Origin of the sequence: Glutamicibacter mishrai (assembly GCF_012221945.1) — a bacterium.
GTDB classification, from domain to species: domain Bacteria; phylum Actinomycetota; class Actinomycetes; order Actinomycetales; family Micrococcaceae; genus Glutamicibacter; species Glutamicibacter mishrai.
Map to the genome: position 1 here is coordinate 3,053,770 of NZ_CP032549.1, position 17,018 is coordinate 3,070,787.

14 protein-coding genes and 1 tRNA gene are annotated in these 17,018 nt (G+C 62.1%); 10 read left to right on the top strand and 5 right to left on the bottom strand.

The window, feature by feature from the left end:
* The first annotated feature begins 397 nt into the window (after window positions 1–397).
* The 3 genes from D3791_RS14330 to D3791_RS14340 all read left to right on the top strand — a co-directional run bounded on the left by D3791_RS14330 (window position 398) and on the right by D3791_RS14340 (window position 3,180).
* Entirely contained in the window at window positions 398–1,393 is a 996-nt protein-coding gene (locus D3791_RS14330) for an ABC transporter substrate-binding protein (RefSeq protein ID WP_172512585.1), read from the top strand.
* 85 nt (window positions 1,394–1,478) lie between these two features.
* Window positions 1,479–2,396, top strand: coding sequence for an ABC transporter permease (locus D3791_RS14335; protein WP_022876355.1), 918 nt, complete (start codon window positions 1,479–1,481; stop codon window positions 2,394–2,396).
* Complete coding sequence (locus D3791_RS14340; protein ID WP_022876354.1) at window positions 2,389–3,180, top strand: ABC transporter ATP-binding protein; 792 nt, start codon at window positions 2,389–2,391, stop codon at window positions 3,178–3,180. Before D3791_RS14335 ends, D3791_RS14340 begins: the two co-directional genes overlap by 8 nt.
* A 140-nt stretch (window positions 3,181–3,320) precedes the next feature.
* Here the strand turns inward: D3791_RS14340 and D3791_RS14345 are convergent, their stop codons facing one another.
* From D3791_RS14345 to D3791_RS14365, 5 genes are all read right to left on the bottom strand, one after another.
* On the bottom strand, window positions 3,321–3,803 hold the full coding sequence (locus tag D3791_RS14345; RefSeq protein ID WP_172512586.1) for a hypothetical protein: 483 nt from the start codon (window positions 3,801–3,803) through the stop codon (window positions 3,321–3,323).
* 102 nt (window positions 3,804–3,905) lie between these two features.
* Window positions 3,906–5,105 (bottom strand): MFS transporter, encoded by a 1,200-nt coding sequence (locus D3791_RS14350; protein WP_172512587.1) that lies wholly within the window; start codon window positions 5,103–5,105, stop codon window positions 3,906–3,908.
* Between the two features lie 82 nt (window positions 5,106–5,187).
* Window positions 5,188–5,676: a GNAT family N-acetyltransferase gene (locus D3791_RS14355; protein ID WP_172512588.1), complete on the bottom strand. Its 489-nt coding sequence runs from the start codon at window positions 5,674–5,676 to the stop codon at window positions 5,188–5,190.
* 29 nt (window positions 5,677–5,705) lie between these two features.
* On the bottom strand, window positions 5,706–6,428 hold the full coding sequence (locus D3791_RS14360) for a VIT1/CCC1 transporter family protein (protein WP_172512589.1): 723 nt from the start codon (window positions 6,426–6,428) through the stop codon (window positions 5,706–5,708).
* A 121-nt stretch (window positions 6,429–6,549) separates the two neighbouring features.
* A tRNA-Arg gene (locus tag D3791_RS14365) sits at window positions 6,550–6,625 on the bottom strand.
* Between the two features lie 167 nt (window positions 6,626–6,792).
* Between D3791_RS14365 and argS the strand changes: the two genes are divergently transcribed.
* The 7 genes from argS (at window position 6,793) to prfA (ending at window position 17,014) form a co-directional block, all read left to right on the top strand.
* On the top strand, window positions 6,793–8,436 hold the full coding sequence (argS, locus tag D3791_RS14370; protein ID WP_172512590.1) for an arginine--tRNA ligase: 1,644 nt from the start codon (window positions 6,793–6,795) through the stop codon (window positions 8,434–8,436).
* Between the two features lie 7 nt (window positions 8,437–8,443).
* A complete protein-coding gene (lysA, locus tag D3791_RS14375; protein ID WP_172512591.1) occupies window positions 8,444–9,865 on the top strand; it encodes a diaminopimelate decarboxylase in 1,422 nt (473 codons plus the stop codon).
* Window positions 9,866–11,152 carry a homoserine dehydrogenase gene (locus tag D3791_RS14380; RefSeq protein ID WP_022876348.1) on the top strand — a complete coding sequence of 429 codons (1,287 nt, stop codon included), beginning with the start codon at window positions 9,866–9,868 and terminating at the stop codon, window positions 11,150–11,152.
* Between the two features lies 1 nt (window position 11,153).
* Window positions 11,154–12,254, top strand: coding sequence for a threonine synthase (gene thrC / locus D3791_RS14385; protein ID WP_061952440.1), 1,101 nt, complete (start codon window positions 11,154–11,156; stop codon window positions 12,252–12,254).
* A gap of 121 nt (window positions 12,255–12,375) precedes the next feature.
* The gene (gene thrB / locus D3791_RS14390; protein ID WP_172512592.1) at window positions 12,376–13,308 is read left to right on the top strand and encodes a homoserine kinase; all 933 of its coding nucleotides are present in this window, start codon (window positions 12,376–12,378) and stop codon (window positions 13,306–13,308) included.
* 335 nt (window positions 13,309–13,643) lie between these two features.
* The gene (rho, locus tag D3791_RS14395) at window positions 13,644–15,776 is read left to right on the top strand and encodes a transcription termination factor Rho (protein WP_172512593.1); all 2,133 of its coding nucleotides are present in this window, start codon (window positions 13,644–13,646) and stop codon (window positions 15,774–15,776) included.
* A 164-nt stretch (window positions 15,777–15,940) separates the two neighbouring features.
* Window positions 15,941–17,014, top strand: a complete 1,074-nt coding sequence (prfA, locus tag D3791_RS14400) for a peptide chain release factor 1 (protein WP_022876344.1) — start codon at window positions 15,941–15,943, stop codon at window positions 17,012–17,014.
* Window positions 17,015–17,018: the final 4 nt, after the last annotated feature.

Genomic DNA, 17,018 nt, shown 5'->3' on the forward strand with positions numbered 1-17,018 from the left:
GATCCCATTCTATTCGCGTCGCGCGCTTTCTTTGAGGCCGCCGAGCCGAGGCGGCGAATACCGGTGATTTCGCGGACTGCGACAGTTCCCGGCCCGAGTCAAATTTCCGCTGTGTCCAAGCAAGTGTCGACATCTTGGGGGAACAAAATACAAAACTTCCAGAAACTCGTCGGTGGCGGAGAATTTGTGTCCACTGGTGCGTGAATCAACAGTAAAACGTCTGTGAATGCGCCTTTCTTGTGAGCAAGGTGAGGTCGTTCACATGTAAGATCTAGGGTAATCATCGACGTCAGGCCTGGACGGTTCCCTGCGGCGGCCCACTTGTGGCGCTGCACTACCAGGCAACAGCTCAATCGATGGGAATCACTCGCATCAGGGAACTTTGAAAGGAACTTCAATGAAGAGCTTCACAGCTATGAAATTTGCAGCCGTGGCAGCTGCAAGCGCACTGGCATTAACCGCTTGCGGCAGCGGCGACGGATCCGGCGGTTCGGCCGGCAGCGACGAGGCAGTAAAGATCGGCATCGCCCAGTACGTCTCGCATCCTTCGCTGGATGCGGTAGTTGAAGGCTTCAAGTCCGGCATGGAAAAGGCCGGGTACACCGGCGAGAAGATTTCCTACGATGAGAACAACGCCGAAGCGGATCAGGCAACCAACACCTCGATCGCCGGCAAGCTGGCAGCCGACTCGGATATCGACCTGGTCCTTGCTGTGGCCACCCCGTCGGCCCAGGCCGCAGCCCAGAGCATCACCAAAATTCCGGTGGTCTTCTCCGCAGTCACCGATCCGGTCAGCGCCAAGCTGGTCGCATCCAACGAGGCACCGGGCGCCAATGTCACCGGCACCTCGGATATGAACCCGGTGGACGAACAGCTGGCACTGCTCAAGGAGCTGAAGCCGGATGCCAAGAAGGTCGGCATCGTGTACTCCTCGGGCGAAGCCAACTCGGCCGTCCAGGTCGAGATGGCGGAAGAAGCAGCCAAGGATTTGGGCCTGACCATTGAGAAGGCCGCGATCTCCGCATCCAGCGAAGTCCAGCAGGCTGCCGGTTCCCTGGACGTTGACGCATACTACGTGCCAACCGACAACGCCGTGGTCTCCGCGCTGGAAGGCCTGCTGCAGACCGCAGACAAGAAGAAGGTTCCAGTCATCTCCGCCGACGGCGAATCGGTGAAGCGCGGCGCTACCGCAACCTACGGCATCAACTACGAGAAGCTCGGCGAGCAGACCGCTGCCATGGCCGTGAAGCTGCTCAAGGGCGAAGCCGAGCCAGCCAGCCTTCCGGTGGAAACCATCTCGCAGGTGGACCTGTACCTGAATGAGGACGCGGCCAAGAAGGCCGGAATCGAATTCACCGAGGACATGAAGTCCAAGGCCGTCGAGGTCTACTAAACCCGCAAGAACCAGCGACGCAAGGCGAGGCGCATAACCTGATGCCTCGCCTTTCGTCGTGACTACACAACTCAAGGATCCACACATGATCACAGCGGTTGAACTCGGCCTGATTTACGCCATTATGGCGCTCGGCGTGTATCTGACCTTCCGTATCCTGGACTTTCCCGACCTGACCGTTGACGGCAGCTTCACCACCGGCGCCGCGGTCGCTTCCGTGGGGATCGTCAGCGGGATGAACCCATGGCTGGCTACCGTGCTGGCCTTCTTCGCTGGCATGGTCGCCGGCACGATCACCGGCCTGCTGCACACCAAGGGCAAAATCGATGGCCTGCTGGCCGGCATCTTGACCATGATCGCGTTGTATTCGATCAACCTGCGCATCATGGGCAAAGCCAATACGCCGCTGCTGGGCGAAGAGACGCTGATCAGCCCGCTGCGCGCGGCCGGCATTCTCGGTTCATGGTCGTCGATCGGCATCTTCTTCGTGATCTGCCTGATCTTCGTCGGCGCCATCGTATGGTTCCTGCACACCGAGCTGGGCATGGCCATGCGCGCTACCGGTGATAATCAGGAAATGATCCGCTCCTTCGGCGTGAGCACCGATAACCAGAAGATCCTGGGCCTGGCATTGTCCAACGGCCTGGTGGCGCTCTCCGGCGCAATCATCGCCCAGTACCAGGGCTTCGCCGATGTGGGCATGGGCATCGGCCTGATCCTGATCGGCCTGGCTTCGGTGATCGTGGGACAGGCGATTTTCACCCAGCGCTACATCTGGCTGGCCGCCCTGGCAGTTGTTTTCGGCGCGGTGATCTACCGTTTGGTCATCCAGCTGGCGCTATCTGTGGGTCTGGAAGTCAACGACATGAAGTTGATTTCCGCGATCCTGGTCGTGGTGGCCTTGCTGCTGCCGAAGTGGAAGGGATTCCAGAAAATCGTGAAGACCTTCAAGCGCACCCCTGCCGCCGTGACCGCCAAGGAAGAGGTTGGCACCAATGCTTAGTATCAAAAACCTGTCGCGCACGTTCTTCCCGGGAACGGTCAACGAGCGCAAAGCCCTGCGCAATATCAACCTGGAACTGGGCGATGGCGAATTCGTCACCGTGATCGGTTCCAATGGCGCGGGCAAGTCCACCGTGCTGAATATGGTCGCGGGCAAGCTCCAGCCGGATACCGGCTCGGTGACGATCGCGGGCAAAAACGTCACGAAGCTGGCGGACTACAGCCGCGCCAAATACATCGGCCGGGTATTCCAGGATCCGATGGCCGGCACGGCTCCCACCATGTCCATCGAGGAAAACATGGCCCTGGCCTATGCCCGTGGACGATTCCGCGGACTGGGATTGGGCGTTGGCTCCAAGCGCCGCGAACTCTTTGTCGAAGAGCTCAAGAGCCTGGAATTGGGCCTGGAGAATCGCTTGAAGACCAAGGTCGGCCTGCTCTCAGGCGGCCAGCGCCAGGCGCTGAGCCTTTTGATGGCCACCTTCTCCAAGCCGAAGATCCTGCTGCTCGACGAGCACACCGCGGCGCTGGACCCGCAACGTGCGGCACTGGTTTCCCGGTTGACCAAGGAGATCGTCGAACGCCACCAGCTGACCACGCTGATGGTGACGCACAATATGGAACAGGCCCTGCAACTGGGAACACGCCTGATCATGATGCACGATGGCGAAATCATCTTGGACTTGAACCAGGAGCAGAAGTCCCAGATGACCGTTCAAGGCCTGCTCGACGAGTTCGGCAAGATCAAGGGCGCGCAGCTTGATGACAAGACCATGCTGCAGTAGCTGAATCGCCATTCGCGGGCCCCGAACCTATTTTCAGGTTCGGGGCCCGCTGTGGTTAAAACGCAGGAGGCGTTGATAACGCGCTGGCGGACAGTTGGCTGAGATGGCAATCGGCACTGGGCAGAGCCCGGTCCCGGCGACTACAACTCAATGACGCACGAATGGGCCGTTGGAATGCCGGAGATGGTGAATTCCAAAGTCAAGGTCCCTGCCTCGGATGGTGGGGCCGGGTAGTAGATCCACGTGGCGTCCCACTCCGTGCCTGTGCCCCCAGTTCGCCCGCCAATGCAGATATAAGTAGTCCCTGCGTCATCGGTAATGTTCGCCTTGATGGGTGCAAGAAAATCATTGCTGGGCATTTGAGGTGCAGGATCTGTTGGGGGTGCACCATGTTCTTGTGCGCTTGCGTCCCACGATTCCAACGCCTCGTAGAATTTTGACTCCAGCCGCCGGGTTTCATCGTTTGCGATACCCCTCAGATGGAATTCGAAACCGGCACTGCCGCCCGTGACATATCGAGAATAGGGGAAATCCGTTGTCAGGTTGAGGCCTTCAAAACGAAAATCCACCCCGCGGTGCGTAGCGATGACTAGATCCATTGGCGCTGAAACTATGCGTGGCATGGCCATAGCCTACATGGCGACGCAATAACCGGATGAGTTAATCAGTAGTCGTTGGCAAGATGAGAGCCGAGAGCTGTGGCCGGGAAGTGTACTTGCTGGCCTTCACTGACTTACGGCTTCTGGTTCCTTGTCAATGCCTAACCACGCTAGTGCCACGCAAAGCGCGAAGACGCATGCTCCAGCAGCAATCGGCAACGCGAGGTTGACATTGCCCAAGAGCCCTCCGGCTACGGATCCCAACGCAAGACCGGCTAAACCGAGGACCCTGCTTGCTGCGCTGACCCTGCCCATGAGCTGTTCGGGCACCAGCCGTTGGCGCAAGGAAAGCGAACAGACATTCCAGATCACAGCATGCATGATGTACAACGCCAGCATGAGGCCAGCCATCAACGCTGTTGTGCTGATCGCAAGTATGCCCAGGCTCAGCGATCCCAGAGCAAGGCTCCCCAGTATCGAGTTGCGGTAGCCCAGAATGCGGCGAAGTCGTGGCGTAATGGCGCTTCCGGCAAGACCGCCAAGCGCTGAAAACGCGAGCAGAAGCCCGTATCCGGTGGAATCCAGGCCGAGTCGTTCTTTGGCAAACAACACCAGAATCGAAAATGCCATCATGTACCCGATGCTGGCCAAGCCGCTGATCATTGCCAAAGCTCCGACCAAGCGGTGCTTCATGAGCCAACGAATTCCATCCCCGGCCTCGACCCAGATGCGCTGGCGCTCGCCGGAGCCAACTGCCGGACGTGCGCTACGAGGCAGGGCTAGAGCGATTGTCCCGGCAACGGCCCAAAGTCCTCCCATGGCATATAACGGGATGGCAGCGGCGAAGGCGAAGAGATATCCTCCGAGGGGTGGGCCAGCGAATTCATCGGTGATCAATTGTGTGGCAGTGATCTTGCTATTGGCTTGATCCAGCTTTTCAGGGCTCACCAGCTGTGGCAATAAAGCGAACGCCGCGGTGTCTGCTGTGCTCTCCAAGACGGCGATGAATGCCATGGCCAGATAAAGCGCCAACAGATTCGGGCCGCAGAAATAAAAGGATGACGCTAAGGCCAGCAAGGCGATTCCACGTAAGATATTTGCACAGCTGAGCAAGGTGCGCCGATCGAATCGGTCGACCCACACACCCGAGGGCAAGGCAAGAAGCAATCGCACCGCGGCGTAGCAGAGCGACAGGCCGGCGATCAGGCGGGGGTCCTGCGTTAAAGTTGAGGCGATCAACGGAACAGATACAAAGGCCACTCCATCGGCAAGGTTGGACAGCGAAGATGCTGTCCACAAAACTGCGAATCCGCGTTGAGTAGCCACGGTCCCAGCGTATCGGTACGGGTCGGTAGAACTGAGCCGATTTACAGGTGAGCAGTAATCGACATTGTCGTTGGCAAACTTTCTAGAGAATTGCCTTGGACAGCAGGATTTCTACTCGTCCCGAGGCTTCATCCGTGAGTTCTTCACCGGTAGGCCGGTAGCCGTTGGCCCGGTACAGGTTGATTGCCCGCGAATTATCGGCGATGGCCCATAGACGCAAATCGTGGAAACCCGCCTTCTGCGCGAAGTGGTCCACTTCGGCCAAGAGTTCGCGTGCCACGCCCTGTCCCCAGAAATCCGGCGCAACAGCGACGTAGTAGATCTCCAGATAGCCATCTTGCGGTGAGCAGAGGGTAAATCCTGCTGGAACCCCGTCCTTGGATGCGACCACGAGCCTGGCACCAGGCAGGGCCCAACGACGTTCGACTCCGGCCAGTGCTTGGCTGCCGTCGAAAGGCAGGGGCTTGTGATCGCGTTGGGCCGCAGCCTGCGCCCAGATTTTCGCAGCGCTCTGGACGTGCTTCGAATCCTGTGGTGTCGCTTCAGCAAAAGTTATCGATGGGGTGTCCATGAATAGTTTCCTAGGCCGGAGTTCGTGGGCTAGATGATTCCGCTGGAGCCAAGCAGCGAGCCGATGGCGAAGGTCGCGGCCAAGGCCAGGGCACCGCCGATGACCAGGCGCAGTGCTGCCACGCGTTTGGAGCTTCCGCCGATGTAGGCGCCAAGCGTCCCGGTAAGAGCGAGGGCTACGAGTACCGCGGCAAAGGTCACCGGAATGCGGATCTGTTCCGGCGGCAGCAAGATCGCCAGCATGGGAAGGATGGCTCCGACAATGAAGGACGCCGCCGATGCATAGGCGGCATGCCAAGGATTGACGACTTCTTCTTCATCGATATTCAGCTCGGCGGATAAATGTGCTGCCAACGCATCATGCTCCGTCAGCTCGGTGGCAACCTGCATCGCGGTGTGCGGGCTCAATCCCTTGGCCTCGTAGATGCCGGCAAGTTCAGCTAGCTCCGCGTCGGGATCGTCACGGAGTTCTTGGCGCTCCTTTTCAACAAGGGCTCGCTGCGAATCACGTTGGCTGCTGACCGAAACATATTCACCCAGGGCCATCGAGATGGCTCCGCCGATGACCGCGGCCATTCCGGCAGTGAAGATGGGGGCGGTGTGGTTGGTGACGCCGGCGACGCCAACCACTGTGGCGGCTACCGAAACGATGCCGTCATTCGCGCCGAGCACCCCGGCGCGGAGCCAGTTCAGGCGTTCGGCGAAGTTCTGATCGTGTGGCTCATCCGGGTGGGCCTGCGTTGAATCGGTCATGCCCCAAGATAACCACCAGCTGGGCGAGAACCGCCAGTGTTTAGCTGATCTGCGGTGGAAGATCACACCGCTGGGGAAATAAAAAAATTGCAGGTCCGGATAATCCAGACCTGCAATTTGCTGGTGCCCCTGAAAGGAATCGAACCTTCGACCTTCTGCTCCGGAGGCAGACGCTCTATCCACTGAGCTACAGAGGCGTGTTGCCGGGCAACAGAAAAAATACTATCAGGTGGTGCGCTGATCTGCGCAATTCGAGCAGTCGGGCTGTGATGTGTTGTAAAAGTCACCGAACCCGGCAAGTCTCACAGCCTTGGCGGAGTCATGAATGCTAAGTAAGCAGTGCAATTACCGGTATTCTTGAACGGTGACTCCTGAAGAACTCTCCGCAGCAATATCCGCATGCCTCACCGAAGCCGTCGCCGCTGGTGAAATCTCCGTTGAGGTTCCAGACACCGTGCGTGTCGACCGTCCCAAGAGCCGTGAGCACGGTGACTGGGCAACCAACATCGCGCTGCAGCTGGGCAAGAAGGCCGGCATGGCACCGCGCGACTTCGCGCAGATCCTTGCCCGACGCCTTGCCGAAGTTCCAGGAGTCGGCGCCGTGGACATCGCAGGTCCAGGCTTCCTGAACATCACCCTCGAAGCAGGAGCGGCCGGCGAACTGGCTCGCACCATCGTCGAGGCCGGAGCCGCCTACGGCAACAACCAGGCCCTGGCCGGCCACGTGGTGAACATGGAGTTCGTCTCGGCGAACCCCACCGGACCACTGCATATCGGCCACACCCGCTGGGCCGCCCTGGGCGATGCGATCTCGCGTGTCCTGCGTGCCTCCGGCGCTAGCGTGACCAGCGAGTACTACATCAACGACGCCGGCAACCAGATGAACGTCTTTGCCCGCTCGGTATACAACCGCATCCACGGCCTGCCGGTCCCTGAGGGCGGCTACCCAGGCGAATACATCAAGGAACTGGGCGAGATCGTTCTCGCCGAAAACCCTGGCCTGAAGGATCTGGACGAAGCCGAAGCCATTCCGGCCCTGCGCGAAGCCGCCTACAAGGCACAGCTCGAAGACATCAAGAAGACCCTGGCCGACTTCGGCGTCAGCTTCGATGTCTTCTTCTCCGAGACCACCCTGCACGAAGGCGGGGCCGTGGCCGACGCCGTGGCACGCCTGCGCGAACAGGGCCACATCTTCGACCAGGAAGGTGCTGTCTGGCTGCGCACCACAGACTTCGGTGATGACAAGGACCGCGTGCTGATCCGCGCCAACGGCGAACCAACCTACTTCGCAGCGGACGCCGCCTACTACCTGTCCAAGAAGGACCGCGGCTTCGAAGAGAAGATCTACCTGCTCGGTGCCGACCACCACGGCTACGTCAACCGCCTGAAGGCCATCGCCGCCTGCGCGGGCGATGACAAGGAGAAGAACATCGAGGTGCTGATCGGCCAATTGATCAGCGTCAACGGCGCCAAGCTCTCCAAGCGCGCCGGCAATATCATCGAGCTGCGCGACTTGATCAACTGGATCGGAGCCGACGCGCTGCGCTACTCGCTGGCCCGCTTCCCGGCCGATTCGCCAATCGCCCTGGACCCGGAGCAGCTGAAGAAGAACACCAACGACAACCCGGTGTTCTACGTCCAGTACGCCCACGCGCGCTCGGCTGCCGCAGCCCGCAATGCGGCCGCCAAGGGCGTCACCCGCGAGCAGTTCGACGCCGCCCTGCTGACCGATGCCACCGAAAATGAACTGCTGGCAGTGCTCGGCCAGTTCCCATCGGTGGTTGCCGGCGCCGCAGAATTCCGCGAACCGCACCGCATCGCCCGCTACCTGGAGCAGGTCGCTGGCGCGTACCACTCCTGGTATGCCGCAACCCGTATCACCCCGGTCGCTGACGATGAAGCCATCGCACCAGTGCACAGCACCCGCCTGTGGCTGAATGATGCAGCGACCACCGTCTTGGCCAATGGATTGGAACTGCTGGGCGTCTCCGCCCCAGAGAGGATGTAATCAGCCGATGGCACTATCGCCGCTAGCCCCGCAATGGCTGCAATTCCCCGAAAACATCAACGCACTTCGTCAGATCGAATGGGCTTCGGGGGTTTCCCGCGAAGCTAGCGGCGAACTGTCCGTCCAGGGCATCACGGTCAGCGCTCTCGCCGAGGAATTCGGCACCCCGCTGTTCGTGCTGGACGAAAACGACTTCCGCGCCCGCGCCCGCGGTTTCAAGACCGCCTTCGATGAGGCCTTCAAGGACCTGTGCGGGGGAGTAGACGTCTACTACGCCGGCAAGGCCTTTGTCTGCACCGAGGTCGCCCGCTGGGTGACCGAAGAAGGGCTGCGCCTGGACACCTGCTCCGGCGGCGAACTGGCCGTGGCCAAGGCCGCCAACGTCCCGGCGGAAAACCTCTCGCTGCACGGGAACAACAAGTCCAAGTCCGAAATCACCCGCGGCCTGAAAATGGGCGTGGGACGCATTGTCATCGACTCGCTCGACGAGCTGGACCGCGTGATCTCGCTGGCCGATGGGCTGGGCCTGAAGGCAGAAGTAATGCTGCGCATCACCCCGGGCGTGCACGCCTCAACCCATGAGGCCATCGCCACTGCCCACGAGGACCAGAAGTTCGGACTGTCGATCCTTGCTGATGCCACCGGCACCTCGCCGGCATTGCGCGCGGTAGCCCGCGCCCTTGAAGCGCAGAACGTGAACCTCTTGGGCCTGCACGCGCACATCGGCTCGCAGATCTTCGAAGCCGAGGGCTTTGCCATGGTCGCTCGCACCATGCTCGGCTTGCTGGCGCAGATCCGCGAAATCCACGGCGTGAGCTTGCCCGAGCTGGATCTCGGCGGTGGCTACGGCATCGCCTACACCTCCGAGGACCACCCCTCGACCCCGGCGAAGCTGGCCGGCCAAATGGCCGAGGTCGTCACCGCGACCTGCAAGGAACTGGCCCTGGACTGCCCGCGCATCTCCATCGAGCCTGGACGAGCCATCGTCGGCCCGACCACCTTCACCCTCTACGAGGCCGGCGTGCGCAAGGACGTCCAGGTGGAGGACTCCACCGGAGCACTGTTCCCGCGCCGTTATATTTCGGTGGATGGCGGCATGAGCGATAATCCCCGCCCGGTGCTCTACGACGCGCAATACACCGCCGTGCTCGCGAGCCGTATGACGCAAAGCGACGCAATTATTTCTCGCGTAGTTGGGAAACATTGCGAGTCAGGTGACATAGTCGTGAAGGACGTTTACCTGCCCGAGGACGTGGCGGCTGGCGACTTGCTCGCGATTCCGGCCACCGGCGCTTACTGCTGGGCCCTGTCGAGCAACTACAACTACCTCACCCGCCCAGCGGTGGTAGCGGTACGCGATGGCCAAGCCCGTCTGATCGTGCGCAGGGAAACCGAAGACGACTTGCTAGCCCGCGACATGGGAGTTTAATTGAGCGGTGAAAAGAACCTGAAGGTAGCCCTGCTGGGTTGCGGTACGGTCGGAGCCCAGGTGGCCCGCATCTTGCTGGAAGACGCGAATGAATTGGCATCCCGTTCGGGTGCCGGCCTGCAGCTGATCGGCATTGCCGTGCGCAATCTGGAGACCAAGCGCGACGTGGACTTGCCCATTCAGCTTTTCACCACCGATGCGCTGGGCCTGATCGAACAGGCCGATGTGGTCATCGAATTGCTCGGCGGCTTGGATCCTGCCGGCCAGTACATCGCCGCCGCCCTGTCCAAGGGCGCCAGCGTGATCACCGGCAACAAGGCGCTCATCGCGCTCAAGGGCGCCGAGCTGAACGAGGTCGCCGCAGGCTCCGGCGCGCAGCTGCGCTACGAGGCGGCGGTGGCCGGGGCCATCCCGATCCTGCGCCCGATCGCCGACTCGCTGGCTGGCGATCACATCACCAAGGTGATGGGCATCGTCAACGGCACCACCAACTTCATCCTCGACGCGATGGACACCACCGGTGCCGCGTTCGACGACGTGCTTGCCGAAGCCCAGGCACTGGGCTACGCCGAGGCAGACCCGACCGCCGACGTCGGCGGGCACGACGCCGCCGCAAAGGCCGCGATCCTCGCATCGCTGGCCTTCCATACCACGGTCTCCTCCGAACAGGTTTCCACCCAGGGCATCACCGAGGTCACCGCCGAGGATGTGGCCGCCGCAGCCGAAGCCGGCTACGTCATCAAGCTGCTGGCCATCGCCGAGCAGGGCGAGGCGGGCATTTCGGTGCGCGTCTACCCGGCGCTGATTCGTCGAGGCCACCCGCTGGCTACCGTGCACGGTGCCTTCAATGCGGTCTTCGTCGAGGCGGAAAACGCTGGCGATTTGATGTTCTACGGTGCAGGGGCGGGCGGCAACGCAACCGCCAGCGCCGTGATGGGCGATGTCGTGGCCGTGGCCCGGCAGATCGCCGCCGGTGCTCCGCTGCCCAACGGCTCGGTGCATCAGAGCCCGCGCATGCTCGACTTCGACGCGATCACCACCCGCTACTGGATCGGCCTGTCGGTCAAAGACCAGTCCGGCGTGCTCGCAGCGATCGCCACCGTCTTCGGCGAACATGGCGTCTCGATCCAGTCCATGAGCCAGCAGGGCGATGCAGACTCCGGTGCGCAATTGCGCATCCTCACCCACCAGGGCACCGAATCCGCCCTGGCCAGCACCGTCGAAGCGCTCAAGGCCTTGGACGCGGTGCATTCAGTACTATCCGTTATGCGAGTTGAAGGAAACTAACGTGGCTCACCAGTGGCGCGGAGTAATCCGCGAATATGCCGAACGCCTGCCAGTAGACGAAAACACCAAGGTCATTACCCTGGGCGAGGGTGGCACCCCGCTGGTGTTCGCACCGGCGCTCTCGGAACTCACCGGCAACGAGGTCTACCTCAAGGTCGAAGGCATGAACCCGACCGGCTCCTTCAAGGACCGCGGCATGACCATGGCGATGACCGCTGCGGTCGCCGCCGGTGCCAAGGCCGTGGTGTGCGCCTCCACCGGCAACACCTCGGCTTCGGCAGCAGCCTACGCCACCCAGGCTGGTTTGAAGTGTGCGGTGCTGGTTCCAGATGGCAAGATCTCCATGGGCAAGCTCTCCCAGGCCATCGCCCACGGCGCGGACATCATCCAGATCGACGGCAACTTCGATAACTGCCTTGAAGTCGCCCGCAAGCTTTCGGAAAACTACCCGGTCTTCCTGGTCAACTCCGTGAACCCGGCCCGCATCCAGGGCCAGAAGACCGGCGCCTTCGAAGTTGTCGACTTCCTGGGCGACGCTCCGGATTACCACCTGCTGCCAGTGGGCAACGCGGGCAATATCACCGCGTACTGGAAGGGCTACAAGGAGTACTCCTCGGCGTGGACCAACGAGGCCGGCAAGGAACTGGCACCGGTATCCACCAAGAACCCGATCATGTGGGGCTTCCAGGCTGAAGGAGCCGCTCCCATCGTGGCCGGGCACCCGATCACCGAACCTGACACCATCGCCACCGCGATCCGCATTGGCAACCCAGCCTCCTGGGAGCAGGCCGAAGCGGCCCGCGACGAGTCCGGCGGACAGATCGACTCGGTCTCCGACGAGCAGATCCTCGAAGCACACCGCTGGCTGTCGAGCCGCGAAGGCGTTTTTGTGGAGCCTGCCTCGGCAGCCGGTGTCGCCGGTCTGCTCAAGCACCATGCCGCAGGCAACGTGCCAACCGGCAAGAAGATCGTCATCACCGTGACCGGCCACGGCCTGAAGGACCCGGACTGGGCCCTGAAGCAGGCCGACGGCTCCGATGTGGCACCGAAGAAGGTGGCCTTCGACGTGGTCGAGGTCGCCGGCGCACTGGGCCTGGCCTAGAAGCATTCGCCGGAAATTCCCGGCACCCCTCGGCCCGCCGCGCCCTTCCCGAACAAGGGGGAGTTGGACGTGGCGGGCCGTTTTCTTTCCCATCACCTATCGCAGAATTTTCGAAGGAACCATGACGCAGCAGATCGCCCTGGGCCAGAAATTGATCGTTTCCCCGCCGGCCACCTCCGCCAACCTCGGCCCGGGATTCGATTCGCTGGGCCTGGCCCTGGAATACCGCGACCGGCTGGAAGTGGGCACTGCCGAGCACAGCAGCGTCGAGATCTACGGCGACGGGGCCGATGAGCTGCCGCGCGATGAGTCCCACCTGATCATCAAGGAGATGCATCGCTACTGGGCCAACGCCGGCTTCGAACCTGTAGGCGTGCAGCTGGTGGCCCATAACAACATTCCCCATGCCCGTGGCATGGGTTCTTCGGCCGCGGCGATCGTGGCCGCCTACGCGGCAGCCGACGCCTTGCTTCCCATCGAGGCCCGCGGCGGCACCGAGGCGATCTTCCAGGCCGCGGCCGCATGGGAAGGCCACCCGGATAACGTGGCCCCGGCAGTCTACGGCGGATTGAGCATTTCGGCCACCAACCCCGATGGCAGCTTCACCTCGGTCCAGGTGCCGCTTCACCCGAAGGTCGGTGCCGTGATCGCCATTCCTTCCAACGGGCTGTCCACCGAGGTGGCCCGCGGGGCGCTGCCAGCCCAGGTGGATCACTCGGTGGCCGCAGCCAACAGCGCCAGCGCCGCGTTGCTGATCCACGCATTGAGCAATGACCCAAGCCAGCTGCTCGGCGGCACCAAGGACTACCTGCACCAGGATTACCGCGCCGCGGCGATGCCCGAAAGCGCGGCACTGATCACCGCACTGCGCGAAGAACAGCTGGCGGCAGTGGTGTCCGGGGCCGGGCCAACGGTGATGGTGCTCGTCGGTTCGGACGCCCAGGCCCAGCAGGCGCAGCGGATCATTGACGATTTTTCTGCGAAATCATCGGTGTCGTGGCGTACGGAAGTTCCCATGCTGGCTGCCAACGGTGTTACAGTAGAAGAGCTGTAACACTATGGCAGGCCGGATTGCTGGGTAGTACCCCGGTTCAAATCCCTTTTGGCCAGTGTTGATGCGGATGAATTCGGTTCTTGAACCCCATGTCATCCGTCCAGTCGTTCCGGATCTTCCTGCCGTTCGCAGCACCTTTGATATCCCACATTCATGCACAGCCTCGTGCCGTCGAGATATCAGCTTCCTCATATCCACCGCAGTTGAGTGTCCCGAATTCCTGGGCGCGCTCGGTGGAGCGTGGAACAGCCATGGATCTTCGGCTGTTGCACACCATTTACGGCACAGTGGGCCTGCCTTGAAGCGGCCCATCCTACGAGTCAGAAGGAACTTTCGTGACCGAAACCACGAGCCTCAACGAAGGCGTGGACACCAAGACTTCCGAAACCAAGAGCGCCGGTCTGGCCTCTTTGAAGATGACCCAGCTCCAGCAGCTGGCTTCGCAGCTGGGCATTACCGGCGGATCGCGAATGCGCAAGGCTGATCTGGTCAAGGCCATCGGCGATCACCAGCGTGGCGGCTCCGTTGCCGCCAAGGATGCAAAGGCCGCCAAGGAGCAGAAGCCTGAAGCAGAAGCCGCATCGGCACCAGCCGAGCAGCCAAAGGAAACCAAGGCACGCTCGCGCCGCGCACCGAAGGCCGAAGCCAAGGTAGAAGCCGAAGCAGCCGCAGAAGCACAGCCAGCAGCTGAGCCAGCTGCCGCAGAGCAGAAGCCGGCTCGCACCCGCCGCCCATCGCGCCGCGCCACCGATTCGGGCAAGGCCCCAGCCGCCGCTGAAGCCAAGAGCGAAGCGCCGCAAGCTGCAGCTGAAACCGAAGCAGCTCCGGCAGAGCAGAAGGCCCCACGCCAGCGCCGCAACTCCAAGAAGTCCGAAGCCGCCGCCGAGCAGCCAGCCCAGAACGCCGAGCCAAAGGCCGAAGCAGCCGAGAACAACGGCGAAGCCCGCGAAGAGCGCCGTGAGCGCGGCAACCGCCGCGAACGCAACAACCGCCGCGAGCGCAACAACGACCGCGCGGAACGCAATGAGCGCAATGACCGCGCTGAAGCCGCCGAAACCGAGAACAACGGCGAAGCCCGCGAAGAGCGTCGCGAACGCGGCAACCGCCGCGAGCGCAACAACGACCGCGCCGAGTCCACCGAGACCGAGGCCGGCGAAGAGCGCAACGAGCGCAACAATGACCGCAACGATCGCAATAACCGCCGTGAGCGCAACAACGATCGTAACGATCGCAACAACCGCCGCGAGCGCAACAACGACCGCAACGATCGCAACAACCGCAACCGCCGCAACCGCCGTGATGACGACGAGCCGCAGCTGAGCGAAGACGATGTCGTATTGCCTATCGCCGGTATCCTGGACGTCCTGGAGAACTACGCGTTCGTGCGCACCTCCGGCTACCTGCCAGGCCCGAACGATGTCTACGTCACCCTGGGCCAGGTCAAGAAGTACAACCTGCGCAAGGGCGATGCCATTGTTGGCGCGATCCGCCAGCCACGCGAGGGCGAAACCCCTAACCCGCGCCAGAAGTTCAACGCACTGGTGCAGCTGACCAGCGTCAACGGCAAGAAGCCGGAAGACAACCGCGAACGCGTGGAGTTCAACAAGCTCGTTCCGCTGTACCCAACCGAGCGCCTGCGCCTGGAAACCGATCCAAAGCTGGTCGGCCCACGCGTTATCGACCTGGTCGCACCGATCGGCAAGGGCCAGCGTGGCCTGATCGTTTCGCCGCCAAAGGCCGGCAAGACCCTGATCCTCCAGGCGATCGCCAACGCGATCACCATCAACAACCCAGAAGTGCACCTGATGATGGTGCTGGTTGATGAGCGTCCTGAAGAAGTCACCGACATGCAGCGCACCGTCAAGGGCGAAGTTATTGCTTCGACCTTCGACCGCCCAGCCGATGACCACACCACCGTGGCCGAACTGGCCATCGAGCGCGCCAAGCGCCTGGTGGAAATGGGCATGGACGTTGTGGTCCTGCTGGACTCGATGACCCGTCTGGGCCGTGCCTACAACCTCTCGGCTCCGGCCTCGGGCCGCATCCTCTCCGGTGGTGTGGACTCCGCTGCGCTGTACCCGCCAAAGCGCTTCTTCGGTGCTGCCCGCAACATCGAAAACGGCGGCTCGCTGACCATCCTGGCCACTGCGCTGGTGGAGACCGGTTCCAAGATGGACGAGGTCATCTTCGAGGAATTCAAGGGCACCGGCAACATGGAACTTCGCCTCTCGCGCCAGCTGGCCGAGAAGCGCATCTTCCCAGCCGTGGATGTCAATGCTTCGAGCACCCGCCGCGAAGAGCAGCTGATGAGTGCCGAAGAGGTGCGCATCATGTGGCGCCTGCGCCGCATGCTCTCGGGCATCGACCCGCAGCAGGCCCTGGAAGTGCTCACCGGCAAGATCCGCGAAACCGGATCGAACGCAGAATTCTTGATGCTGGTCAACAAGACCACGCCAAACAAGGATTAGTTGCTTATACCGCTATGGCGTCCAGCCAGCTTGCCCTCGTGGAAGCTGGCTGGACGCCATCGGCGCGTAGTGACCAGATAACCGACTAGAATTTAATCCCAGCAGCCCCGTAGAGCCGTGAAGGCCCGACTGCGCGGACACCGCCGACAAGGAAGCACACCACCATGTTCGAATCCGTCAAGACGCTACTAGAAGAGCATGCGCAGATCCAGGCGCAGCTCTCGGATCCGGCGGTGTACGCCGACCAGGCGCTGGCCCGCAAGCTCGGACGCCGCTCAGCCCAGCTCAACGGCATCGTCGAAGCCTACAACCGCTGGAACTCGGCCACCGAGGATCTGGAAGCTGCCAAGGAAATGGCAGATGAGGATCCGGACTTCGCCGAAGAAGTCGAAACCCTGACTGCAGCTCTGCCAGAATTGCAGGAAAAGCTGCGCCGCCTGCTGATCCCACGCGATGAAAACGACGCGCGCGACGTGATCCTCGAAGTCAAGGGCGGCGAAGGCGGCGACGAGGCGGCCTTGTTCGCAGCCGACCTGCTGCGCATGTACACCCGCTTCGCCGAGCACAAGGGCTGGAAGGTGGAGATGATCTCCTTCAACGAGTCCGATCTGGGCGGCTACAAGGATGCCCAGGTGGCCATCAAGGGCAAGTCCAACGACCCGGCCGAAGGCGTCTACGCCCAGCTGAAGTTCGAGGGCGGCGTGCACCGCGTGCAGCGCGTGCCTGTGACCGAATCCCAGGGCCGCATCCACACGTCGGCCGCCGGCGTGCTGGTCCTGCCGGAAGTCGACGAGCCAGAAGAAGTCGAGATCCACCAGAACGACCTGAAGATCGACGTCTACCGTTCCTCCGGCCCTGGCGGCCAGTCGGTGAACACCACCGACTCCGCCGTGCGCATCACCCACATGCCTACCGGCATCGTGGTGGCCATGCAGAACGAGAAGTCGCAGATCCAGAACCGCGAAGCCGCCATGCGCGTGCTGCGCTCGCGCCTGCTGGCCCACCAGCAGGAGCAGATCGACGCCGAGAACTCGGCCCAGCGCGCCAGCCAGATCCGCACCATGGACCGTTCCGAGCGCATCCGCACCTACAACTACCCGGAAAACCGCATCGCGGACCACCGCACAGGGTACAAGGCCTACAACCTGGATGCCGTCATGGACGGCGACCTGCAGCCGGTCATCGAATCCTGCATCCAGATGGACGAGGAAGAGCGCCTGGCAGCGCTGGGCGAGTAAGCAG

Excerpts from the sequence above, each read along its gene's own strand:
- D3791_RS14330 (WP_172512585.1), top strand. The coding sequence starts at position 398 with ATGAAGAGCTTCACAGCTATGAAATTTGCAGCCGTGGCAGCTGCAAGC.
- D3791_RS14335 (WP_022876355.1), top strand. The coding sequence starts at position 1,479 with ATGATCACAGCGGTTGAACTCGGCCTGATTTACGCCATTATGGCGCTC.
- D3791_RS14340 (WP_022876354.1), top strand. The coding sequence starts at position 2,389 with ATGCTTAGTATCAAAAACCTGTCGCGCACGTTCTTCCCGGGAACGGTC.
- D3791_RS14345 (WP_172512586.1), bottom strand. The coding sequence starts at position 3,803 with ATGCCACGCATAGTTTCAGCGCCAATGGATCTAGTCATCGCTACGCAC.
- D3791_RS14355 (WP_172512588.1), bottom strand. The coding sequence starts at position 5,676 with ATGGACACCCCATCGATAACTTTTGCTGAAGCGACACCACAGGATTCG.
- D3791_RS14360 (WP_172512589.1), bottom strand. The coding sequence starts at position 6,428 with ATGACCGATTCAACGCAGGCCCACCCGGATGAGCCACACGATCAGAAC.
- lysA (WP_172512591.1), top strand. The coding sequence starts at position 8,444 with ATGGCACTATCGCCGCTAGCCCCGCAATGGCTGCAATTCCCCGAAAAC.
- thrB (WP_172512592.1), top strand. The coding sequence starts at position 12,376 with ATGACGCAGCAGATCGCCCTGGGCCAGAAATTGATCGTTTCCCCGCCG.
- prfA (WP_022876344.1), top strand. The coding sequence starts at position 15,941 with ATGTTCGAATCCGTCAAGACGCTACTAGAAGAGCATGCGCAGATCCAG.